Below are 25,553 nucleotides of genomic sequence, written 5' to 3'. Positions count from 1 at the left end.
ATAGAGGATAGTTAATTTATTATTATGTCAAGAATATTTAAAGAATATAAAAAATTGAATCTTAGTCAGATAACCATAGAAATATCTCAATATTGGAAAAAAAATAATATTTTTCAAAGTAATTCTAATTTTTATAATATAAAAAAAGACCTTTGTTATATTTTATATGAAGGCCCTCCATCTTTAAATGGAAATCCTGGAATTCATCATATTTTAACTAGAACCGTAAAGGACATTTTTTGTAGATATCATACCCTGAAAGGTAAAAAAGTATTTAGAAAAGCTGGTTGGGATGCGCATGGTTTACCTGTAGAATTAAATGTAGAAAAAGACATGGGTATTACTAAAAATGATATAGGAAAAAAAATTAGTGTAAATAAATATAATGATTTTTGTAAAAATTTTGTGAATAAATCATTGAAAAAATGGAAATCATTTACAGATAAAATAGGATATTCTATAGATTTAGATCATTCGTTTATTACCTATAATGCCAAGTATATTGAAAGTGTATGGTGGTTAATCAAAAAATTGTATAATAAAAATCTTATTTATCAAGGTTTTACAATACAACCTTATTCTCCTGCAGCAGGAACAGGTTTAAGTTATCATGAATTGAATATGCCGGGAACTTATAAAAAAGTGAAGCAATTATCTCCATTTTTGAAATTTAAGGCAATTAAAAATACTTTACCTGAAAAATTTCAAAAAATTTCAGGTGAAATATATTTTATATCATGGACGACAGCTCCTTGGACAATTCCTTCAAATACAGCATTAGCTATAGGATTCGATATAGATTATGTATTAGTTAGAACCTATAACCAGCATACTTTTTTAAAAGAAAATATTGTTTTTTCTGAAAAATTAATTCATAGAATATTATTATCAAATCAGTTTTATTCTGTTTCAAATTATATTGAATTAGATATTTACGATGATTATAATAACAAGAAGACAAAAAATTATAAAATTCCTTATCTAATAATAGAAAAATTTAAAGGAAAAGAATTAATATTTAGTAAATATGAACAATTATTGCCTTGGTTTAAACCTTATTGTAACGAAAAAAATGCATTTCAAATTATAGTAGGAGATTTTGTTAATGTAAATGAGGGAACAGGAATTGTTCATATTTCACCCACATTTGGAGTAGATGATTTTATAGTAGCTAAAAAATATAATATTCCTCCAATGTTGGTTTTAAATGAAAAAAATATCCCTGTTCCTTTAGTTGATTTTCAAGGAAAATTTATAAAAAATTTTCCTCATGGATTTGCTAATAAATATGTTAAAAACGAATTTAATACAAATGATAAAAAATTTTTTTCAGTAGATCAAGAAATAATTCTTTTTCTGGAAAAAGAACAAAAAATATTTAGAACAGAAAAGTATATCCATTTTTATCCACATTGTTGGAGAACAGAAAAACCAATACTTTATTATCTATTAAATTCATGGTTTATAAAAACAACCGAAATAAAAAATAAAATAATTAGTTTCAATAAAAAAATACGATGGTATCCTGATTCTACAGGAAGAAAACGTTTTGATTCTTGGCTAAAAAATATAAAAGATTGGAATTTTTCACGTTCTAGATATTGGGGGACCCCTCTTCCTATTTGGAAAACGGAAAAAGGAGATGAGGAAATAGTCGTAGGGTCAGTTAAAGAGTTATTTTTAGAGATTCAAAAATCGGTTAAACATGGGTTTATGTCGCATAATGTGTTTGAAAATTTTATCCTAGATGATATGAGTAATGATAATTATGATAAAATAGATTTACACAAACATGTTTTGGATGAAATTATATTGGTTTCTTCTAAAGGAAAACCTATGATAAGAGAATTTGATTTAATTGATGTATGGTTCGATTCTGGAGCTATGCCATATGCTCAGTTTCATTATCCATTTGAAAATAAAGAATACATAGATAAAAATCTCTTATTTCCTGCTGATTTTATTTCAGAAGGAATAGATCAAACAAGAGGATGGTTTTTTACTTTACATACTATTAGTAGTTTGTTATTTGATTCTATAGCATATAAAAATGTTATATCAACAGGACTAATTTTAGATCAGTATGGACGTAAAATGTCAAAAAGTAAAGGAAATACTATAAATCCTTTTGATTTAATAAATAATTATGGACCTGATGCTATACGTTGGTATATTATATTCAATTCTGAACCTTGGGATAATTTGAAATTTAATATAAAAGAAGTTAATACCGTTATAAACAAATTTTTTGGAACACTATATAATATCTATTCTTTTTTTGCTTTATACGCAAATATTGATAATTTTTATTATAAAGAAAAAGAATATTTTAATAATTATACAGAATTAGATTTTTGGATTCTTTCTGAATTGAATTCTCTTATTCAAAAAACAGATATTTATTATACTAACTATAATCCAACTAAAGTCGCACGTTTAATTTCGTCTTTTGTTTTGGATAAATTAAGCAATTGGTATGTAAGATTATGTAGAAGAAGATTCTGGAAAGATAAATATACAAAAAATAAGATATCAGCATATCAAATTCTTTACAAATGTTTAATTGTTGTGTCTAAGTTAATTTCTCCCATTGTTCCATTTTTTTCTGAAAGGTTATATAGGGATTTAAATTCTATTACTAAACAAGAAGATTTTAAAAGTGTTCATTTGACAAATTTTCCTAGTTGTGATTCTAATTTGATTAATAAAGAATTAGAAAATAGGATGCTTTTAGTTCAGAAAATAATTACTATGGTTTTTTCTATAAGAAAAAATAATAAAATAAAAATTCGTCAACCTTTGCAAAAATTACTGATTATTGTTCCTGATAAAAAAATTCGTATTCAATTAGAACAATTTTCTGAAATAATATTTAAAGAAGCTAATGTCAAAGAAATAAAATTTCCTTCCTCTTATAAAAATCTTGAATCTATAAAACATATTAAACCTAATTATAAATCTTTAGGTCCAAAATTTGGAAAAAAAACTCATAAAATATCCGAATTCATAAAAAAATTTAGTCAAGAAAAAATAAAAAATATAGAAAAGAATAAAAAATGCTTTTTTTTTCTGGAAAAAGAAAAAATTTTTATCTCTTTAGAAGATGTAAAAATTAGTACGGAATATATTAAAAATTGGTCCGTTTTTTTTGATACTAAATTTACAATAGCATTAGATTTGCGTATTACAGATTCTCTTTGGGAAGAAGGATTTGTTAGAGAATTAATTAGATATATACAAAAAATAAGGAAAGATCGTAAATATAATGTAATTGAAAAAATACTTGTATATATAAGAGTAAATGAAAATGAAAGTTTTAAGAAAAAACTACAAATTATTTTACAAAAGAATAAAGATTTTCTTTGTAAAGAAACTCTTTCTGTAGATATTTTATTACAAGAAAATGTAATGAAATATGAGTCTGAGGAAGAAAAAATCTCTTTTGAAGAGAAATTCATATTATATGTGCAGATACGAAAAGTGGAAAATATAAAAAAATGATAGGAAACGTAAAACAAAGATATTCTATGGAAGAACGAAAAGAATTTCGTAAACTTATACTTGAAAAATTGAGAAAAGCAAAAAAGAATTTATCAATTTTTAAGAAATCTTTTTCCAATAATAAAAGTAATGGAACGGATGATACTTACCCCACTTTTAAAGCATTTGAGGAAGGATCAGAAACATTGAGTAAAGAACAAAATGCTAAAATTGTAGCACATTTACAAAAATTTATAAATAGTTTAAATGCTGCTTTAATAAGAGTAGAAAATAAAGATTATGGAATATGTCGTATAACCAAAAAATTAATCCCTAAAGAACGTCTAATGGCTGTACCTCACACTACTTTAAGTATTGAAGGAAAAAGATTAATGGAAAAAAATAAATAAATTTCATTTGAAAAAATTTTTTTTAATTATTTTTTTAATTTTATCAATAGATCAAATTTTAAAAATTTATATTAAAACTCATTTTGAATTAGGAGGTGGAATTACTATACTTCCTTTTTTTAGGATTTTTTTTGTAGAAAATCCAGGAATGGCTTATGGTATTAATTTTGGATTAGGATATTATGGAAAAATATTATTGAGTGTTTTACGTTTGCTTTTAGTTTTTTTCATTTTTATTTTTCTTTACAAAAATATAAAAAAAAAGTCTTCTAAATATTTAACTATTCCTATTTCTATGATTTTTTCTGGAGCTATGGGAAATTTTTTGGATAGTGCTTTATATGGTTTGTTATTTGATACAGGAACAATATATAATCAAAAATATCAAAAATGGATTCCTTATTCTGGAATATCAAAAATAAATTTTGATATTATTGAAAAAAATTATGTTGGTGGATACGCTTCTTTAATGGAAGGATGTGTGGTAGATATGTTTTATTTTCCTATAATAGATACTTGTTTCCCTTTCTGGATTCCATTTTTTGGAGGTTATAATTTTCAATTTTTTAAACCGATTTTTAATTTTTCTGATGTTGTTATATTTATTGGAGTGTTTTCACTATTCATATTTAAGCGTAAAATTAAAAATGTAAAAATTTTGTAACGTTTATTATTTTTTTGAGAATTATAAAAATCTCCATAGATTTGTATCGTCCTGATTTTCATCATTACGAATAAAATTTGAATAGCCGGTGTAGCTCAGTTGGTCAGAGCACGTGATTTGTAATCTCGGGGTCGTGGGTTCGAATCCCTCCATCGGCTTTTGGGGAGATACTCAAGTCTGGTTAACGAGGACAGACTGTAAATCTGTTGGCATAGCCTTCGCAGGTTCGAATCCTGCTCTCCCCATATTAAAATAAAGCGGAAGTAGCTCAGTTGGTAGAGCATCAGCCTTCCAAGTTGAATGTCGCGGGTTCGAATCCCGTCTTCCGCTCCATGAGAATAATATTTACATGGCCAATGTAGCTCAGTGGTAGAGCACTTCCTTGGTAAGGAAGAGGTCACGGGTTCAATTCCCGCCGTTGGCTTTTTTTAAACTCATTATATTATAATAATTTTATCATGGCAAAAGAAAAATTTAAACGAAACAAACCGCATGTAAACATAGGAACCACAGGTCATGTAGATCATGGTAAAACGACTCTAACTGCTGCAATAACAAAAGTATTATCAAAAATTGGATTAGCAGAAGAAAAGAGTTTTGATGCAATAGATAATGCTCCTGAAGAAAAAGCTAGAGGAATTACTATTAATACATCTCATGTAGAATATGAAACAGAAAAAAGGCATTATGCACATGTTGATTGTCCTGGACATGCAGATTATGTTAAAAATATGATAACAGGGGCAGCTCAAATGGATGGAGCGATTCTGGTTGTAGCCGCTACAGATGGGCCCATGCCTCAAACTAGAGAACATATATTATTATCTCGTCAGGTAGGTGTTCCAAAAATTGTGGTATTTATGAATAAAGTAGATCAAGTAGATGATCCAGAATTATTAGAATTAGTAGAGATGGAAATTAGAGAGTTACTTTCCAAGTACGAATATGATGGAGAAAATATTCCTATTATACAAGGATCAGCTTTAGGTGCTTTAAATGGAGAAGAAAAATGGATAGAAAAAATAAAAGACTTGATGAAAGTGTTGGATGATTATATTCCCGAACCAGTTCGAGAAATAGATAAACCATTTTTGATGCCTGTAGAAGATGTTTTTACTATAACAGGAAGAGGAACAGTAGCTACAGGACGTATTGAAAGTGGCATTATTAATACAGGGGATTTGGTTGATATTATTGGAATGGGAGAAAATAAATTATCATCCACAGTAACAGGAGTTGAAATGTTTAGAAAGATATTAGATAAAGGTCAAGCAGGAGATAATGTGGGTTTATTATTACGTGGAATAGAAAAAAAAGATATTAGAAGAGGAATGGTAGTCGGAAAACCAGGATCTGTAAAACCTCATAAGAAATTTAAAGCAGAAGTATATATTCTGACAAAAGAAGAGGGAGGAAGACATACTCCTTTTCACAATAAATATCGTCCTCAATTTTATTTGAGAACAACAGATGTAACAGGGGAAATTCATCTACCAAATGGAGTAGAAATGGTAATGCCTGGAGATAATATTTCTATGGAGGTTGAATTGCATCAACCTATAGCATTAAGTGAAAATTTACGTTTTGCTATTCGTGAAGGAGGAAAAACGGTGGGTGCAGGACAAGTTATTCAAATAATAGATTGACTTTATAATTCAAATATAATTTAAAAATTTTAAAACGGATGTAGCTTAGCAGGTAGAGCATCGGTCTCCAAAACCGAAGGTCGTAAGTTCGATCCTTACCATCCGTGCTATGAAAAAGAATAATTTTTTTTTAGAAATTTATAACGAATTTTTTCATTGTATAACATGGCCTAAATGGGAGAATTTACAAATAACAACAATGATTGTATCTTTTTTTTCTATATTTCTATCCATATTTTTATATGGAGTGGATGGTTTTTTTATTTTTTTGATTAAAAAATTGTTTTCTTTATAAAATTATAGAAATGAGTGATTTGGAAAGAAAATGGTATGTAATAAAAACCATGAGTGGACAAGAAAACAAAGTCAAATTATATATAGAAAATGAAATTAGAGATAATGGATTTCAAGAACATATAGGAAAGGTATTAGTCCCTATTGAAAAAGTTATACAAATGAGAAAAGGGAAAAAAATTCATAGAGAAAAAGTTCATTATCCTGGATATGTCATGGTAGAAGCAAATTTGGAAGGAGAAGCTGCTCATGCGATAAAAAATGTTCCAGGTGTTATAAATTTTTTAAGTGAAGGGAAAGGTTCTTCCGCTATCCCTATTCCTATGAGAAAAGAAGAAGTTAATAAAATGTTAGGAAAAATTGATCAACTTTCTGAGAAGTATGAAAATATTAATATCCCTTTTATAGTAGGAGAAACAATTAAAGTTATAGATGGACCTTTTACAGGATTTAATGGAACAATTGAAAAAATAAATGAAGAAAAAAGAAAATTAGAATTAGCTGTTTTAATTTTTGGAAGAAAAACTCCTTTGGAATTGAATTTTACACAGATAGAAAAAATTTAATCATGGTTAAAACAAGAAAAAAAACGATAAAAAAAATTAAAATACATAAAATCAATGGAGGAAAAGCAAGTCCAGCCCCCCCCATTGGGCCTATTTTGGGGAGTGCTGGAGTTAACATAATGGAGTTTTGTAAACAATATAATTTACTTACTCAAAATAAAATAGGAGAGATATGTCCTGTAGTAATAACTGTATATGAAGATAAATCATTTTCTTTTTTAATCAAAAAACCTCCGGTTTCTATTCAGTTATTGAATGCGGTAAAAAAAGAAAAAGGATCTAAAGAATCTAATCGTTCTAAAATAGGAAAAATAGGCTTAAATGAAGTTAAAATGATTGCAAAGAATAAGATAGAAGATTTAAATTGTTTTTCGATTGAGTCTGCTATGTCCATGGTTTCTGGAACAGCTAGATCTATGGGTATAGAAATTGATAGATAGAAAACTTCATTATAGTATGTCAAAAAAATTAACCAAAAATAAAAAGAAAATTATAGAAAAAATTTCTAGTAAAAAGTATTCTTTAGAAGAAGCTTTATTTCTTGTTAAAGAAATTAGTTTTGTTAAATTTGATGCATCTATTGATATTTCTGTACATCTAGGAATAGATATTCGTTTACCTAATCAAATGGTAAAAGGAACGGTTACATTACCTTATGGCACAGGAAAAAATGTTTGTATTTTAGCCTTAGTTCCTAAGGATAAAGAATCGGAAGCTAAAAAAGCAGGAGCTGATTATGTTGGGTTGAGTTATATTGATAAAATTAAATCTGGATGGACAGATATTGATATTATTATAGCAACACCTTCTGTTATGAATCAATTAGGAACTATAGGAAAAATATTAGGGCCTAAAGGATTAATGCCCAATCCTAAAATGGAAACTGTTTCTATAAATCCAGAAAAATCTATAAAAGAAATTAAATCTGGAAAAATAACTTTCAAAGCAGATCGTTATGGAATTGTTCACGCTTCAGTAGGAAGAGTTTCTTTTTCACATCAATATTTATTAGATAATATAAAGGAATTTATGAGAACAATAATCAGAAATAAACCTTCTGCATCTAAAGGATCTTATATAAAAAGTATTTACTTATCTAGTACAATGAGTTATGGTTTACCGTTAGATTTAAAAAGTTTTGTTAAAAAATGAATAAAGAGAATAAAAAAAAAGAATTATCGGAATTAGTTTCTATATTATCCAATAATGAAATGATATATTTAGTTGATGTGTCCTATTTAAATTCTAATCAAATATCTATTCTTAGAAAAAGTTTTTATGAGCATAATATTAAAATGAAAGTGGCTAAAAACACTTTATTAAAAAAAGCTATAAATAAAATAAAGAATAAAAAATTTGATTCATTTTTTTCTATTTTATATGGAAATACTACTATATTATTTTCAAATTTAAATGTTGCAAATATCACTTCAAAAATTATAAAAAATTTTCATGTTCAAGATAAAACGGATAAACCTTATTTAAAAGGAGTTTATGCTCAAGAATCTTTTTATTTTGGTGGAAATGAAGATTTAAATGTATTGCTTAATCTAAAATCTAAGGAAGATCTTATAAGTGAAATTTTAAATATTCTTCAATTTTCAATACAAGACATTATATCATCTATTTTAAATTCAACAAATTACAAAATATCTAAACTTTTAGAAGTTTTATCTTCTGTAAAAGAAAAATGAAAATTTGGATATTTTATTGTTTACTTACTTTACTAAGCTAATACTAATATTAAAAAAAAAATAAATAAAAAACATGATAGAAAAGATAGCAGAACAATTAGTTAATTTAACAGTGAAACAAGTTAATGAATTAGCTACTCTTTTAAAAAAAGAATATGGAATAGAAGCGCCCACTTCAACGAAAGTGGAAAATGTTTTACCTCAAAAAGAAAAAGCTAGTGAAAAAGAGGAAAAAAGTATTTTTAACATAATTTTGAAATCATCTGGAAATTCTAAATTATCTGTTGTGAAATTAGTTAAAGAAATTACTGGAAAAGGTCTTAAAGAATCTAAAGATTTAGTAGATAATGTCCCCAGTGTTCTTAAAGAATCTGTGAATAAAAAAGAAGCAGAAGACTTTAAAAACAAATTTGAAGAAATAGGAGCTGAAGTGGAATTAAAATAAAAATTTTTACATTTCTTTTAAATTAAAATTGGTGAATACAGAAAAAGAAAGAATTACTTTTGCTTCAGTAGCAAAACCAGTAGAATATCCGGATTTTTTGGATATTCAAATTAAATCATTTAAAGAATTTTTTCAATTAGATGCAAAATCAAAAGATAGAAAGAATGAAGGATTATTTAAAGCTTTTACAGAAAATTTTCCTATTTCTGATGCTAGAAATTCTTTTGTTTTAGAATTTAAAGGTTATTCTATAGATTCTCCTAGATATTCAATAGAAGAGTGTATAGAAAGAGGTTTAACTTACAGTGTTCCTTTAAAAGCTAAATTAAAATTGTATTGTACAGATCCTGAACATGAAGATTTTGAAACAGTGTATCAAGATGTTTATTTAGGAACATGTCCTTATATGACTCCATCTGGTTCCTTTATTTTTAATGGATCGGAAAGAGTTATTGTATCTCAGTTACATAGATCCCCCGGAGTTTTCTTTGGTCAATCTCATCATGCTAATGGAACTAAACTCTATTCCGCTAGAATTATTCCATTTAAAGGTTCATGGATAGAGTTTGCTACGGATATTAATAATGTTATGTATGCATATATTGATAGAAAGAAAAAATTACCTATGACAACTTTGTTACGTGCAATAGGATATGAAAGAGATAAAGATATACTAGAAATATTTGATTTAGCTGAAGAAATTAAAGTAAAAAGTAATGAAAAAAATATTTTAAATAGAACTTTAGCAGCTAGAGTATTAAAAATTTGGCATGAAGATTTTGTGGATGAAGATACAGGAGAAGTTTTATCTATAGAAAAAAATGAGATTCTTATAGATAGAAACGTTTTTTTAACAGAAGAACATATTGATCTGATGATTCATCATGAAATAAAAACTATTTTATTGCATAAAGAAGGAGAAAGAAAAAAAGATTATTCTATTATTTACAATACTTTACATAAGGATCCAACTAATTCTGAAAAAGAAGCTGTAGAATATATTTACAGACAACTTAGAAATACTGAACCTCCAGATGAAGAAACTGCTAGAGGGGTTATAGATAAACTTTTTTTTTCTGATGCTAGATACAGTTTAGGGCCTGTGGGAAGATATCGTTTGAATAAACGTCTTGGTTTAAATATAGAACCTAATTATTTAGTTTTAACTAAAAAAGATATTATTGCAATAGTAGAACATTTAAATGCATTGTTTAACTCTAAAAGAGAAGTAGATGATATTGATCATTTATCTAATAGGCGAGTAAGGACTGTAGGAGAACAACTTTATACTCAATTTAGTATTGGATTGGCTAGAATGGCTAGAACTATAAGAGAAAGAATGAATGTTCGCGATAATGAAGTTTTTATGCCGGTAGATCTTATTAATGCTAAAACTTTATCCTCCGTAATAAATACTTTTTTTGGAACAAATCAATTGTCTCAATTTATGGATCAAACAAATCCTTTATCTGAAATCACTCATAAAAGAAGACTTTCAGCATTAGGTCCTGGTGGATTATCCAGAGAAAGGGCAGGGTTTGAAGTTAGAGATGTAAATTATTCTCATTATGGAAGATTATGCCCTATAGAAACTCCAGAAGGACCTAATATAGGATTGATATCTTCTCTTTCTGTATTTGCAAAAATAAATAACATGGGATTTGTTGAAACTCCTTATCGAATTGTTTCTAATAAGAAAATCAATTTAAAATCTGAAGTAAAATATTTAAGTGCGGAAGAAGAAGAAAGAAAAATTATAGCACAAGCTAATGCTATAGATAAATATGGACATTTTTTATCTAATAGAATTATAGCTCGTGAAGATGGAGATTTTCCTATAGTAAAACCTGATCAAATAGACTATATAGATGTGGCTCCGAATCAAATAGCTTCTATTTCCGCTTCTCTAATTCCTTTTTTAGAACATGATGATGCAAATAGAGCTTTAATGGGATCAAATATGATGCGTCAAGCGGTTCCATTGTTAAAACCAGAAGCACCTATTGTGGGAACTGGATTAGAGCAGCAAGTTGCAAGAGATTCTCGTATATTAATTAATGCGGAAAAAAATGGATTTGTAGAATATGTTGACGCAACGAAAATAATTATCCGTTATGATACTACATATAAAGAAGATTTAGTAAGTTTCGATCCTAAAATTAAGGTTTATGATTTAATAAAATTTAGAAAAACAAATCAAAATACATGTATAAATTTAAAACCCATTGTAAAAAAAAGAATGAAAGTTGTTAAAGGACAAATTTTATGTGAAGGTTATGCTACAGAAAATGGAGAATTAGCTTTAGGAAGAAACTTAAAAGTGGCTTTTATTCCATGTAATGGTTATAATTTTGAAGATGCTGTTTTAATTTCCGAAAAAGTGGTAAGTGAAGATTGGTTTACTTCTATACATATAGATGAATATTCTTTAGATGTTCGTGATACAAAATTAGGAATGGAAGAATTAACCAATGATATTCCTAATGTAAGCGAAGAGGCTACTAAAGATTTAGATGAAAATGGAATTATAAGAGTTGGAGCAGAAGTAAAACCTGGTGATATTCTCATTGGAAAAATAACTCCAAAAGGAGAATCTGATCCTACCCCAGAGGAAAAATTATTAAGAGCTATTTTTGGAGATAAAGCAGGAAATGTAAAAGATGCTTCTTTAAGAGCTGAACCTTCATTATTTGGAGTTGTTATAGACACTAAATTATTTACAAGAAGTATAAAAGATAAAACATCTAGAGCTCAGGATAAAGTTAAAATAGGACGTTTAGAAAAAGAATATGAAAAAAAGTTTTCAGATCTTAGAATTTTTTTAATTAAAAAGTTAGAATCTATTTTAGAAGGGAAATTATGTCACAATTCTGTTTTTGATGAAAAAAAACAGGAGATTATAAAAAAAGGGATCAAATTTACTGTAAAAATACTTAATAGTATACAAAATTATATAGAAATTTGTTCTAGTGATTGGACTAATGATATTGAAATTAATAATTTGGTATTAGAAATTTTACATAATTATAAAATAGCGGTAAATGATTTGAATAGTATTTTCAAACATAAAAAATTTTCTATTACTGTTGGGGATGAATTACCTTCAGGAATTGTTAAAATGGCGAAAGTATATATTGCTAAAAAAAGAAAATTAAAAGTAGGAGATAAAATGGCAGGGAGACATGGAAATAAAGGGGTAGTAGCTAGAATATTAAGACAAGAAGACATGCCTTTTTTAGAAGATGGAAGACCTGTAGATATTGTCCTAAATCCTTTAGGAGTTCCTTCTAGAATGAATATAGGTCAAATATATGAAACGGTATTGGGATGGGCTGGATATAAATTAAACATTAAATTTTCCACACCTATATTTGATGGTGCAACTATAGAAGAAATTTGTAAGTATACAGATAAAGCAGAAATTCCTCGTTTTGGAACTACATATTTATTTGATGGAGGAACGGGAGAAAGATTCGATCAACCTGCAACTGTAGGAGTCATATATATGTTAAAATTGGGTCATATGGTAGATGATAAAATGCATGCACGTTCAATAGGGCCTTATTCTTTAATAACTCAACAACCTTTAGGAGGAAAAGCTCAATTTGGTGGTCAACGCTTTGGAGAAATGGAAGTTTGGGCTTTGGAAGCTTTTGGCGCTTCCAATATTTTACGTGAAATTTTAACTGTTAAATCAGATGATGTAGCTGGAAGAGCTAGAACTTATGAATCCATAGTAAAAGGAGATCCAATCCCTGAACCTAATAATCCAGAATCTTTTAATGTGCTTTGTTATGAATTAAAGGGATTAGGATTAGATATTCGTTTAGAAGAGTGAATTTTTTATTATTCCATTGTTTTTATAACATAAAAAATGAATAGAAAAAAAAGTAGTAAATTCAATAAAATAACTATTCGATTAGCTTCTCCAGAGATTATATTAAAGGAATCTCATGGAGAGGTATTAAAACCAGAAACAATTAATTATCGTACTCATAAACCAGAAAGAGATGGGCTTTTTTGTGAACGAATTTTCGGACCAGTAAAAGATTATGAATGTGCATGTGGAAAATATAAAAGAATTCGTTATAAAGGTATAGTTTGTGACAGATGTGGAGTTGAAGTTACTGAAAAAAAAGTTAGAAGAGAACGTATGGGACATATAAGCCTTGTAGTTCCTATTGTTCATATTTGGTGTTTTAGATCTTCTCCTAATAAAATTGGATATTTATTAGGATTATCTTCTAAAAAACTTGAAATGATTATTTATTATGAACGGTATGTTGTTATTCAAGGAGGAATGGGTTTATATTCAGATGGATCATCTTTTCAAAAAGGGGATTTTCTTACTGAAGAAGAATATTTGCAAGTTTTAAATAAACTTCCGAAAGGAAATCAGCAATTAGAAGATTCTGATCCAAATAAATTTATTGCTAAAATGGGTGCAGAATGTGTAGAAAATCTTTTAAATAGAGTAGATTTAGATCTTTTATCTATGGAACTAAGAAACCAAGCACGTGATGAAACTTCTAAGCAAAGACGTGCTGAAGCTTTGAAACGTTTACAAGTTGTTGAATCTTTTAGAGAAGGTAAAAAAAATGGAGGAAATCCATCTTGTATGGTTATTCATGTACTAGCAGTTATACCTCCTGAATTACGACCTTTAGTTCCTTTGGATGGAGGACGTTATGCTGCTTCTGATATGACCGATTTATATAGACGTGTACTTATAAGAAATAATCGTTTAAAAAGACTTATAGAAATTAAAGCTCCTGAAGTAATTTTACGAAATGAAAAAAGAATGCTTCAAGAAGCAGTGGATTCTCTTTTTGATAATTCAAGAAAAATTTCTGCTGTAAAATCAGAAGCTAATCGTCCTTTAAAATCTTTATCTGATGCATTAAAGGGGAAACAAGGTCGTTTTAGACAGAATCTTCTTGGAAAAAGAGTAGATTATTCAGCACGATCTGTTATTGTAGTAGGTCCCTATTTGAAATTGCATGAATGTGGTTTACCTAAAGATATGGCTGCAGAACTTTATAAACCTTTTATTATTCGAAAATTGATTGAAAGAGGAATAGTAAAAACAGTAAAATCTTCAAAAAAAATTATTGATAAAAGAGATCCCATGATATGGGATATTTTAGAAAATGTTTTAAGAGGGCATCCTATATTGTTAAATAGAGCTCCTACGTTACATAGATTGGGAATTCAAGCTTTTCAACCTAAATTAATAGAGGGAAAAGCAATTCAACTACATCCTTTAGTTTGTGCTGCTTTTAATGCAGATTTCGATGGAGATCAAATGGCGGTTCATTTACCATTATCTCATGGAGCTATATTAGAAGCTCAAATTTTGATGTTAGCTTCTCAAAATATATTGAATCCTGCTAATGGATCTCCTATTACGGTTCCTTCTCAAGATATGGTGTTAGGATTATATTATATGACCAAACCTTTATTATCAAATTCAAAAGTAAAAGTAAAAGGAGAAGGTTTTATTTTCTATTCCCCAGAAGAAGTTGAAATAGCATATAATCAAGGTATAGTAAACTTGCACGCTTTGATTAAAGTTAAAGTAAATCTTCGTGAAAAAGAAAGATTTGTTAGTAAAATAATAGAAACTACTGTGGGTAGAGTATTATTTAATCAAGTAGTTCCCAAAAAAGTAGGATTTATTAATGAATCTCTTACAAAAAAATCTCTTAGAGAGATTATAGGAAAAATATTGCATCTTACAGATGTACCTACTACAGCTAATTTTTTAGATGATATTAAAGAATTAGGCTTTTATAACGCGTTTAAAGGAGGTTTATCTTTTGGATTGGGAGATATTATTATTCCTGATAACAAAAAAAATATGGTTAATTATGCAATTAAACAAGTAGATAATGTAAAAATGAATTACAATATGGGATTGATAACAAATAATGAACGTTACAATCAAGTAATTGACATATGGACAAACACTAATGCTATGCTTACAGAAAAAGTAATGAAATATATGCGTGAAGATAGACAAGGATTTAATTCCGTATATATGATGTTAGATTCTGGAGCAAGAGGTTCTAAAGAGCAAATCCGTCAACTTTCAGGAATGCGTGGATTAATGGCCAAACCTCAAAAAACAGGATCTTCTGGAGGTGAGATTATTGAAAATCCTATTTTATCTAATTTTAGAGAAGGTCTATCCATTTTAGAATATTTCATATCTACTCATGGTGCTCGAAAAGGATTAGCAGATACTGCATTAAAAACTGCAGATGCTGGATATCTTACAAGACGTTTAGTAGATGCCGCACAAGATGTAATTATAAAAATAGAAGATTGTAAGACATTACGTGGATTAGAAATTTCTGCTTTAAAAAAAAATGAAGAAATAGTAGAAACTTTATTTGATAGAATTTTAGGACGTATATCTTTGAACGATATTTATAAAGACAATCAATTAATAATTTCTTCAGGAAAAATGATTGATGAAAAAATGGCAGAAATTATTGATAATTCTGGAATTGAAATAGTAGAAGTTAGATCTCCTTTGACTTGTGAAGCAAAAATGGGTATTTGTTCTAAATGTTACGGTCGTAATTTATCTACAGGAGAAATAGTTCAAAAAGGCGAAGCTGTTGGAGTAATTGCAGCGCAATCTATTGGAGAGCCAGGAACTCAGTTGACATTACGGACCTTTCATGTTGGAGGAACAGCAGGAAATATTACAGAATCCTCACAAATAAAAGCAAAATATGATGGAATTGTGGAATTTGAAGATTTAAAATTTGTGACAACAAGTCAAGATTCGAATCAAATAGGAATAGTAGTTTCACGATCTACAGAAATGAAACTTTTCAATATAGAAAAATCATCTGTTTTAATGGTTAATAATATTCCTTATGGAGCTTCTTTATATGTAAAACATGGAGATCGATTGAAAACAGGAGATTTAATCTGCAAATGGGATCTATATAATGCAGTTATTGTTGCAGAATTTTCTGGTATAATATCTTATCAACATTTGGAACAAGGTCTTACTTTTCAAATAGAAATAGATGAACAAACTGGTTTTCAAGAAAAAGTAATAACGGAAGTTAGAAACAAAAATTTAATACCAACATTAAAAATTATTAATGAAAAAAATGAAGAATTAAAAGTATATAATCTACCGGTAGGAGCTCATTTAATGGTAGAAGATGAAGAAAAAATAGATATAGGAAGAATATTAGTTAAAGTTCCAAGAAGAACTGCTAAATCAGGAGATATCACAGGTGGATTACCTCGTTTATCTGAATTGTTTGAAGCTCGTAATCCCTCTAATCCAGCTGTAGTTTCGGAAATAGATGGAATAGTTAGTCATGGAAAAATAAAAAGAGGAAATAGAGAAATTATTGTAGAATCTAAGACAGGAGAAATTAGAAAATATCTAGTAAAACTATCCAATCAAATACTTGTGCAGGAGAATGATTACGTAAAAGCAGGAATGCCTTTATCAGATGGGGCAATTACTCCTAATGATATTTTAAATATAAGAGGACCTAGAGCTGTTCAAGAGTATTTAATAAAAGAAATACAAGAGGTATACCGTTTGCAAGGTGTAAAGATTAATGATAAACATTTCGAAGTAATAGTTTTACAAATGATGAGAAAGGTAGAAGTTATAGATGTAGGAGATACAAAATTTTTGGAGGGGAATATAGAATATAAAGATGATTTTATAGAAGAAAATGATAGAATATCTCAAATGAAAGTGGTTGAAGATTCTGGAAACTCTGAAATATTTAAAAATGGAGATATTATTAGTTATAGGGATTTGAGAAATGAAAATGCAGTTTTGAAATATAAAAATAAAAAATTAATAAAAATAAGAAATGCAATTTTTGCTACAGCAAGACCTATTCTACAAGGAATAACAAGAGCGGCTCTACAAACTAAATCCTTTATATCTGCTGCTTCGTTTCAGGAAACAACAAAAGTTTTAAGTGAAGCAGCTATAAGTAGTAAAACTGATTATTTACACGGGTTAAAGGAAAATGTAATCGTGGGACATAAAATACCAGCAGGAACAGGATTAAGAGAATATGAAAATATATCTCCAGATATTGTATAATCAATTTAAGATTGATATCTATTTTTTATTGATACCGTATTATTAAAAATGACTTGATCATTATTTGTGATTTTACTATCCACATAAAAATAACCAATTCTTTGAAATTGGAAATGATCTCCTTTTTTTGCTTTTTTTAAATAAGGTTCTGCATAACCTATAATTTTATCTTTTGATTTAGGATTGATATGAAAATCTATATCCGGATTTTTTTTTAAAAAAAGAGGATTATATAAACTAATTTCTATAGGAAAAGAATGTTTTATAGACACCCAGTGTAAGGTACTTTTTACTCTTCCTTTTTCTTCAATTTTATTTTTTTTTCCAGATTTACTTTCTGGATCATAAGTACAATGTATTTCCTTTATTTTTCCTTTAGAATTTTTTATTACATAATTTGCTTTTATGATATAAGCATTTTTAAGTCTTACTTCTTTTCCAATACAAAGACGAAAAAAATTTTTTTCTTTTTTTTCCAAAAAATCATTTTTTTCAATATAGATAAATTTAGAAAAAGGAATTTTTCTATTTCCAAAATTAAAATCTTCGGGATTATTTTCTGCTTCCACCCATTCAGTAATATTTGAATAATTATCAATAATTAATTTAATTGGATGTAATACTACCATAACTCTAGTAGCTATTTTATTTAAATGTTTTCTAATCCAAAATTCCAAAAAAGATATATCTATTATATTATTTCTTTTTGTAACTCCTATTTTGTGAACAAAATTTTTTAACGCAACAGAAGTGTATCCTTTACGACGTAATCCAGATATTGTAAAAAGACGTGGATCATCCCAAGATTGAATTACTTTTTTTTCAATTAAATATTGAATTTTTCTTTTACTAGTTATAGTATTACTTAAATTTAATCTTGAAAATTCTATTTGTTTAGGCCTAATATAATCTTCATTATTAATACAAATTTGATCTAAATACCAATTATATAACGGACGTCTATTTTCAAACTCCAAAGAACATAAAGAATGAGATATTTGTTCTATATAATCGCATAAACCATGTGTCCAGTCGTAAGTAGGATAAATACACCATTTATATCCAGTTCTATGATGTTTTTTTTGTAAAATTCTATACATAATTGGATCTCGCATATTCATATTTGAAGAACTCATATTAATTTTAGCTCTTAAAACACAAGATCCTTCTTTAAAAAATCCATCTTTCATTTTCTTAAAAAGAAATAGATTTTCATCTGTAGATCTATTTCTATAATCACTGTCAATACCAATTTCAAAAGGAGTTTTCCTTTGATATTGAATTATATTTTGAGATTGATCATCTACATAAGCTTTATTTTCTTTAATTAATTTTATAGCCCATTCATAAAGTTTAGAAAAATAATCTGAAGCATAACTTTCATTATCCCAATGAAACCCTAAAAAAAGGATGTCCTGTTTTATAGAATCTATAAAATTCTTATTTTCTCCTACAGGATTAGTATCATCAAATCTTAAATTGATTGGAGATTTATATTTATTACTTAATTCAAAGTTTAAACATATCGCTTTAACATGTCCAATATGAAGATAACCATTAGGTTCAGGAGGAAAACGGAATCTAATTTTTTTTATAGGAAATCCATTATTTATATCTTCCTCTATAATTTTTTCAACAAAATGTAGATGTGATTTTATATCAAAAAAAATTAGAAATCAATTCTAGGACGAATATAATCAATTTTTTGGAAAAAAATATATTTTTGTTGTTATGTTATTTTTAATAATTGAGACTTGAATTACGTAGAGACAATTCAATGGATTTTTAAACGTCTTCCTATGTATCAAAAAGTAGGATTAAAATCATATAAACCAGGATTGAATAGAATACAAAATTTTTGTTCTTATTTAGGAAATCCACAAAATTTTTTTAAAAGTATACACGTAGGTGGAACAAATGGAAAAGGATCCACAGTACACATGTTATCTTCTATTTTACAAGAAGAAAAATATAAAATAGGATTATTCACTTCTCCTCATCTAATCGATTTTAGAGAAAGAATAACTTGTAATGGTGTTTTAATAGAAAAAGATTTTATCGTAGATTTTATAAAAAAAAATAAAAAATTTATAGAAAAAGAAAAAATTTCATTTTTTGAAATGAATACAGCTTTAGCTTTTCAATATTTTAAAGATAAAAAGGTAAATATAGCAATTATTGAAGTAGGAATGGGAGGTAGATTAGATTCTACCAATTTGATAATTCCAGAAATATCTGTAATTACAAATATAAGCATAGATCATACAGAAACTCTGGGAAATAAAAAATCCGAAATTGCTTTGGAAAAAGCAGGAATTATAAAAAAAAATGTATCCGTAATAATAGGAAGAAAAATATCTAGAAATATTCAATTTCTTTTTCTTAAAGAAGCTATAAAAAAAAATGCTCCAATTTATTTTTCTGTAAAATCTCAAAAAGATTTTCAATATAAAATGCCATTTAAAGCAGATTATCAAAATTTGAATCGAAGTGTAGTATTAAAAGTTATAAATATTTTACGTTATAGAAAAAATATAATTGTATCCAATAAATCAATAGAAAAAGGATTAAAAAACATTATAAATAATACTAATTTCAAAGGTCGTTGGCATATTTTACAACAAAAAAATCCAAAAATTATTTGTGATATAGCTCATAATGAAGAAGGAGTTCATGTAATTAATAAGCAGTTGAAAAAGGAATCATATGAAGAATTACATTTAGTTTTGGGTTTTGTAAAAGAAAAAAAAGTAGATCAATTATTAAAACATTTTCCTATTGAATCTTTTTATTATTTTTGTCAACCTAATATAGATAGAAAATATTCAATTCATGATTTAACAATATTAATTAATAAAATATTTAAAAATCATGAAAAAATAAATTTTTTCTCTTCTGTAAAGAAGGCTTTCTTATCTGCTAAAAGTAAAGCCAACAAAAACGACTTAATTTTGATAAGTGGAAGTACGTTTGTTGTATCTGAAATTTTGTTATATTATAAGGATTTTTTCTTACATTTGAGTAAATAAGTAAATAGGGCAATTAGCTCAGTTTGGTTTAGAGCATCTGTTTTACAAGCAGGAGGTCACTGGTTCAAATCCAGTATTGCCCACTATTTCTAAAATAAAATTGAAAATTTTATTTTTTTCTTTGATATCAAACCATATAATAGATTTATCTTTTTTATACCAGGTTAATTGTCTTTTTGCATATCTCCTAGTATTTTTTTTTATTTTTTCTATACTTTCATTCAAATTTTTTGTTCCTTTAGAAAAAAATTCAAATATTTCTTGATATCCTATAGTTTGTAAACTATTTAAATTTCTATAATGATAATAGAGTTTAGCTTCATCTAATAGACCTATTTTAATCATATGATCTACTCTATTATTTATTCTAGAATAGATTTCATGTCTAGGCATTTTCAATCCTATTTTTAAAATTAAAAAATTTCTTTTTTTTTTTTATAAAAAAAAGAAGGACTTTTTCCTGTAGATTGAACTATTTCTAAATATCGAATTAAACGTCTAGGATTAAAAATGTCAATTGATTCTCCTGGTTTTTTTAAATTAAAAAATTTTTCTTGCAAAAAAGAAATTCCTTTTTTTTTAAAATGATAAATCAAATTATTTCTAATATCTGAATTGATTTTAGGAAATTCAGATAATCCTTCTGTTATTGCTTTTTCATATAAACTAGATCCTCCTACCATAATTAATAAAGAATATTTAGTAAATAATTTTGAAATTTTTTTTAAGGTATCTATTTCAAATAGTTTTGCATTATAATTTTGATGAATACTTAAATGTCCGATAAAATGATGAGGAATACGAGTTCTTTCTTCCAAAGTTGGCATAGAAGTTCCTATTTTTAATTCTCTGTAAAATTGTCTAGAATCACAAGATAAAATTTCAGTTTTGAATTTTTCAGCTAAAAATAAAGAAAGATGAGTTTTTCCCACACAGGTAGGACCTAGAATAAAAATTATAAATTTTTGATTCAATTTTTTATTGAAGAATATTTAGATAATTTATTATACATCCAATAATCCGCTAAAACTAAAGCTGTCATAGATTCAACAATAGGAACCGCACGAGGTAAAACACAAGGATCATGTCTACCTTTTCCTTCTATTAAGGTAAAATTCCCATGTTTATCTATAGTTTTTTGTTTTTGCATTATTGTAGCTACAGGTTTAAACGCTATTCTAAAATAAATATCCATTCCATTTGAAATACCTCCTTGTATTCCTCCGGATAAATTTGTTTTGGTAGTTCCATCTTTTTGAAATAAATCATTATGTTGAGAACCTGTTAACTGAGTTCCATGAAATCCACTTCCATATTCAAATCCTTTTACAGCGTTAATTGAAAGCATAGCTTTTCCTAGCTCTGCATGTAGTTTTTCAAAAATAGGTTCTCCAATTCCTATTGGAAGATTTTTAATAACACAAGTGATAATCCCACCTATTGTATCCCCTTTATTTTTTATTTCTTTAATTTTATATATCATTTTTTCCGCAGTATATGGGTCAGGACATCTTATAGGATTTTTTTCTATTGATTCTCTAGATAAATCTAGTTCTTGATAAGATTTATTTATAGATATATCTCCTACAGAAGAAACATAAGATGTAATTGTAATATCTTTTATTAATTGTTTAGCAATAGCTCCAGCCACTACTCTACATATTGTTTCTCTTGCAGAAGAACGTCCTCCACCTCTATAATCTCTTATTCCATATTTTTTTTCATATGTTAAATCTGAATGTGATGGACGATAAACTTCTCTAATATGATTATAATCGTCAGATTTATGATCTTTGTTATAAATGACAAAACCTATGGGAGTTCCTGTAGTCTTATTATTAAAAATTCCAGATAAAAAATTAATTTTATCAGGCTCATTTCTTTGGGTTACTATAGATGATTGTCCTGGTTTTCTTCTATTTAATTCATATTGAATTTCTTTAAAATTTAATTCTATTCCTGATGGACATCCATCAATGACACCTCCTAATGCCATTCCATGACTTTCTCCAAAAGTACTAATTCTAAATAAATTACCAAAAGTATTCCCTGCCATAATGAAAGAAGTTTTAGTTTTTAATTTCTATTGAAATAGGTCTTCCAAAATGATTTATTCTGCTCATTCCTATTAATATTTTATTTCTATAACGTTTTTCTACTTCAAATAATGAAAAATTTGATAAAATTTCTATATGTCCAATATTAATATGTGAATTATTAACTACTTGATTGATTAAATTAATTAACCCTAATTTTGTTAAATTATCTTTGGATCCTATATTCATAAAAAGTTTTGAAAAAGATTCTCTTTTTAATTTTTTTGTTTTTAAAAACAGTTTTTTTTTATTAGAATTATAGGTTTTTTTATAAAAAATAGGATTTAAATCTTTAGAATTTTTGTAAAAATTTATAAAATGATTAAATTCAATCCAAGAAAAACGTTTTATTAACTCTTTTTTATCAAAAAATTCTAAATTTTTTTGTATTTCAGGAAGAAATTTTTTCATTAATTTTTCGTCTACAACTACTTTTTTTACCTTTTCTATAAAATAGAATAGTTGTTTTTCACATATTTCTTCTCCAGAGGGAACCATAATACGTTTAAAATTTATTCCAATTTTTTTTTCAAATTCTCTTAAATTTCTGATTTCTTTTGTTTGAATAATACAAACAGAAATCCCTGTATTTCCAGCTCTTCCTGTACGTCCACTTCTATGGACATAAATTTCACTTTCTTTTGGAAGATTATAATTAATAACATGAGTAATATTGTTAACATCTAATCCACGAGCGGCTACATCTGTAGCTACAAGAAATTGTAAATTTCTATTTCTAAATCTATTCATAACAGACTCACGTTGTGATTGTGAAAGATCACCATACAAAGCATCAGCATTATAACCGTCTTTGATTAAATATTCGGCTATTTCTTTAGTCTCTTTTTTAGTACTACAAAATATAATTCCATAAATATTAGGATTAATATCCACAATTCTTTTCAAAGTTAAATATTTTTTATTCAAATTTTCTATTATGTAATAAACATGTTTAACATCATCGGACCCTATATTTTTTTTTCCTGTAACAATTTCTACAGGATCTATTAAATATTTATGTGCTATGACATTCATATATTTAGACATTGTAGCTGAAAATAATAAACTTTGTCTTTTCTTCGGTAATTTTTCTATGATATAATCTAATTCATCTTTAAATCCCATATTGAGCATTTCATCTGCTTCATCAAGTACTAAATATTGAATTTCATTAAAATATAATTTTTTTCTTTTTATTAAATCAATAATCCTTCCTGGAGTTCCTACTATAATATGAGTTTTATTTTTTAAGGATTTTATTTGAGAATTGATATTAGCTCCTCCATATAAAGAAATAATTTTTACAAACATTGTAAATTTTGAAAAACGACAAAGATCACGAGTTATTTGTATACATAATTCTCTTGTAGGACATAAAATTAAAGCTTGAGGATCATTGGATTGTAAATTCATTTTCTGAATAATTGGAAGTCCAAAAGCCGCTGTTTTTCCTGTCCCAGTTTGAGCTAATGCTATAATATCTTTCTTTGAAGATAACAAAAAAGGAATAACTTTTTCTTGGATTGGTGTTGGATACTTAAATCCAATAGCTTCTATAGCTTGAATTATATTATCGTTAAAAAAATCGTATTCTTGAAATGTTTTCATAAAAGAATGGTAAAAATTCTATTAAAATTCTAATCTCATATCAAATATAGATATTTAATATGAACTGTAATATTATATAATTATTTACTTGAATATTAAACGTTTATTACTTTTTTTCTTATAAGTTTTTTAATTATAGTTTCATATCTTATAAAAAGTAACATAGCGGATATAGTTAATCCTAACCCTAATCCAATCCACACACCTATTCCTCCCATATTAATAGATAAAAACCATGCTGTAGGAAGAGCTATAATCCAATAAGAAAAAAAACTAATACACATTGGAATACGAACATCTTGTAATCCTCTTAAAGCTCCGAGAATGATTCCTTGTAATCCATCAGATAATTGAAAAATACTGGCTATGACAATCATTTTTTCTGCAATTTGAATAACTTCATAATCGTTTTTTATATATAAATAAGGAATATAGCTTCTAAAGAAAAAAAAGAAAAAACTACAAATTAACATAAAAATAATGCCCATAAAAAAAATAGATTTTCCTATTCTTCTTAATTCTAAATAATTTTTTAAAGCTAGTTGATTTCCTATTCTTATTGTAGCTGCTACAGAAAAACCTGTACTGAGAAGAAAAGTAGAAGATACTAAGTTAATAACTATTTGATGAGCAGCTAATACTTTGATTCCACATTTTCCTGATATAAAAGAAGAAATAGCAAAAGCACTTATTTCAAATAACATATGTAATCCAGAAGGAATTCCTATCTTTAATATTTTTTTTATATATTTCTTATATAAAAAAAAATATCTTAATTGTTTGTAGTAATTCTGTACTTTTTTGTGTTTATACAATAAAATAAAAATACCTATTAGCATTATTATGCGAGATATTAAAGTAGCATAAGCCACTCCAATAATTCCTAATTTAGGAAAACCATAGATCCCATTAAGAAATATATAATTTAATATAATGTTTATAAAAGCTGATATCCAAGTGACAATAAGACTAGGAAATACTAAAGATAAACCTTCTGAAAATTTTCGAAATACTTCAAATATCATCCAAGGAATAAAAGAAATAGATATTATTTTTAAAAAAGAAATAGTTTCATTTAATATTTCTTTAGGTTGTCCTAAATAAGGAAAAATATAATAAAATATATGTATTAATCCATACATAAATACGGATAAAAAAAAATTTAAAATTAATCCATGATGAAAAATAATAGCTCCTTTTTTATATTCTTGTTTTGCATCTATAGATGCGATTAAAGAAGAAATGGCTGTGGATACCCCTAATCCAAAAATGATCATGATAAAAAAAACAGCATTAGCTAATGAAACTGAAGCTAGAGCTTTTTTTCCTAGAAATCCAACCATTATATTATCAGATAAACCAACACATATTAGGCCTAATTGAGTAAAAAATACGGGAATAGCTAAAAAAAAATTTTTTTTAATATGTTGTAAATATATTATGCTTTTTTTATTGATAAGATTGTGATTTTATTATTATAAGACAAACGAAGATTCAACATTTAATTTTTTATCCTGATA

General features: G+C 26.8%; 17 protein-coding genes, 6 tRNA genes and 1 pseudogene. 19 read left to right on the top strand and 5 right to left on the bottom strand.

Features of this window, described 5'->3' with window-relative positions; genetic code table 11:
* Positions 1-24 precede the first annotated feature (24 nt).
* The 17 genes from ileS (at position 25) to rpoC (ending at position 17,300) form a co-directional block, all read left to right on the top strand.
* Entirely contained in the window at positions 25-3,501 is a 3,477-nt protein-coding gene (gene ileS / locus H0H50_RS02340) for an isoleucine--tRNA ligase (protein WP_185867022.1), read from the top strand.
* Positions 3,498-3,890 (top strand): TraR/DksA family transcriptional regulator, encoded by a 393-nt coding sequence (locus tag H0H50_RS02335; protein WP_185867021.1) that lies wholly within the window; start codon positions 3,498-3,500, stop codon positions 3,888-3,890. Before ileS ends, H0H50_RS02335 begins: the two co-directional genes overlap by 4 nt.
* A 7-nt stretch (positions 3,891-3,897) precedes the next feature.
* Positions 3,898-4,554 carry a lipoprotein signal peptidase gene (locus tag H0H50_RS02330; RefSeq protein ID WP_185867020.1) on the top strand — a complete coding sequence of 219 codons (657 nt, stop codon included), beginning with the start codon at positions 3,898-3,900 and terminating at the stop codon, positions 4,552-4,554.
* Positions 4,555-4,638: 84 nt separating this feature from the next.
* Positions 4,639-4,712 (top strand) — tRNA-Thr (locus H0H50_RS02325).
* Between the two features lie 3 nt (positions 4,713-4,715).
* Positions 4,716-4,799, top strand: a tRNA-Tyr gene (locus tag H0H50_RS02320).
* A 12-nt stretch (positions 4,800-4,811) separates the two neighbouring features.
* Positions 4,812-4,887, top strand: a tRNA-Gly gene (locus H0H50_RS02315).
* Between the two features lie 19 nt (positions 4,888-4,906).
* A tRNA-Thr gene (locus tag H0H50_RS02310) sits at positions 4,907-4,978 on the top strand.
* 34 nt (positions 4,979-5,012) lie between these two features.
* Positions 5,013-6,200: an elongation factor Tu gene (tuf, locus tag H0H50_RS02305; protein ID WP_185867019.1), complete on the top strand. Its 1,188-nt coding sequence runs from the start codon at positions 5,013-5,015 to the stop codon at positions 6,198-6,200.
* Positions 6,201-6,234: 34 nt separating this feature from the next.
* Positions 6,235-6,307: transfer RNA gene (locus H0H50_RS02300), tRNA-Trp, on the top strand.
* A gap of 2 nt (positions 6,308-6,309) precedes the next feature.
* Entirely contained in the window at positions 6,310-6,495 is a 186-nt protein-coding gene (secE, locus tag H0H50_RS02295; protein ID WP_185867018.1) for a preprotein translocase subunit SecE, read from the top strand.
* Between the two features lie 10 nt (positions 6,496-6,505).
* Positions 6,506-7,060, top strand: a complete 555-nt coding sequence (nusG, locus tag H0H50_RS02290; protein WP_185867017.1) for a transcription termination/antitermination protein NusG — start codon at positions 6,506-6,508, stop codon at positions 7,058-7,060.
* 2 nt (positions 7,061-7,062) lie between these two features.
* The gene (rplK, locus tag H0H50_RS02285; RefSeq protein WP_185867016.1) at positions 7,063-7,500 is read left to right on the top strand and encodes a 50S ribosomal protein L11; all 438 of its coding nucleotides are present in this window, start codon (positions 7,063-7,065) and stop codon (positions 7,498-7,500) included.
* 16 nt (positions 7,501-7,516) lie between these two features.
* Entirely contained in the window at positions 7,517-8,212 is a 696-nt protein-coding gene (gene rplA, locus H0H50_RS02280; RefSeq protein ID WP_185867015.1) for a 50S ribosomal protein L1, read from the top strand.
* Complete coding sequence (rplJ, locus tag H0H50_RS02275) at positions 8,209-8,754, top strand: 50S ribosomal protein L10 (protein WP_185867014.1); 546 nt, start codon at positions 8,209-8,211, stop codon at positions 8,752-8,754. The genes rplA and rplJ overlap by 4 nt, the downstream gene beginning before the upstream one ends.
* A gap of 73 nt (positions 8,755-8,827) precedes the next feature.
* Positions 8,828-9,199, top strand: a complete 372-nt coding sequence (rplL, locus tag H0H50_RS02270; protein WP_185867013.1) for a 50S ribosomal protein L7/L12 — start codon at positions 8,828-8,830, stop codon at positions 9,197-9,199.
* Positions 9,200-9,230: 31 nt separating this feature from the next.
* A complete protein-coding gene (gene rpoB / locus H0H50_RS02265) occupies positions 9,231-13,037 on the top strand; it encodes a DNA-directed RNA polymerase subunit beta (RefSeq protein ID WP_394798970.1) in 3,807 nt (1,268 codons plus the stop codon).
* A 36-nt stretch (positions 13,038-13,073) separates the two neighbouring features.
* Entirely contained in the window at positions 13,074-17,300 is a 4,227-nt protein-coding gene (gene rpoC, locus H0H50_RS02260; protein ID WP_185867011.1) for a DNA-directed RNA polymerase subunit beta', read from the top strand.
* A 5-nt stretch (positions 17,301-17,305) separates the two neighbouring features.
* Here rpoC and glnS read toward each other — a convergent pair whose 3' ends face one another.
* Positions 17,306-18,970: a glutamine--tRNA ligase gene (gene glnS, locus H0H50_RS02255; protein WP_394798969.1), complete on the bottom strand. Its 1,665-nt coding sequence runs from the start codon at positions 18,968-18,970 to the stop codon at positions 17,306-17,308.
* Positions 18,971-19,054: 84 nt separating this feature from the next.
* Here glnS and H0H50_RS02250 point away from each other — a divergent pair, with 84 nt between their 5' ends.
* Positions 19,055-20,329 carry a bifunctional folylpolyglutamate synthase/dihydrofolate synthase gene (locus H0H50_RS02250; protein ID WP_185867010.1) on the top strand — a complete coding sequence of 425 codons (1,275 nt, stop codon included), beginning with the start codon at positions 19,055-19,057 and terminating at the stop codon, positions 20,327-20,329.
* Between the two features lie 7 nt (positions 20,330-20,336).
* Positions 20,337-20,412 (top strand) — tRNA-Val (locus H0H50_RS02245).
* Here H0H50_RS02245 and miaA read toward each other — a convergent pair.
* The 4 genes and pseudogenes from miaA to H0H50_RS02225 form a co-directional block, all read right to left on the bottom strand.
* Positions 20,372-21,261, bottom strand: a pseudogene (miaA, locus tag H0H50_RS03110) (tRNA (adenosine(37)-N6)-dimethylallyltransferase MiaA). The gene H0H50_RS02245 and the pseudogene miaA sit on opposite strands and share 41 nt — an antisense overlap.
* Positions 21,262-21,299: 38 nt before the next feature.
* Complete coding sequence (aroC, locus tag H0H50_RS02235) at positions 21,300-22,385, bottom strand: chorismate synthase (protein ID WP_185867009.1); 1,086 nt, start codon at positions 22,383-22,385, stop codon at positions 21,300-21,302.
* A gap of 13 nt (positions 22,386-22,398) precedes the next feature.
* Positions 22,399-24,033 carry a DEAD/DEAH box helicase gene (locus H0H50_RS02230; protein WP_185867008.1) on the bottom strand — a complete coding sequence of 545 codons (1,635 nt, stop codon included), beginning with the start codon at positions 24,031-24,033 and terminating at the stop codon, positions 22,399-22,401.
* Positions 24,034-24,128: 95 nt separating this feature from the next.
* A complete protein-coding gene (locus H0H50_RS02225; RefSeq protein WP_238784190.1) occupies positions 24,129-25,376 on the bottom strand; it encodes an MATE family efflux transporter in 1,248 nt (415 codons plus the stop codon).
* Positions 25,377-25,553 lie beyond the last annotated feature (177 nt).

Source organism: Blattabacterium cuenoti, from assembly GCF_014252015.1.
In the GTDB taxonomy this organism is placed as follows: Bacteria; Bacteroidota; Bacteroidia; order Flavobacteriales; family Blattabacteriaceae; genus Blattabacterium; species Blattabacterium cuenoti_U.
Note: the sequence above shows the minus strand (reverse complement) of the source record. Positions and strands in the feature narration are given on the sequence as shown.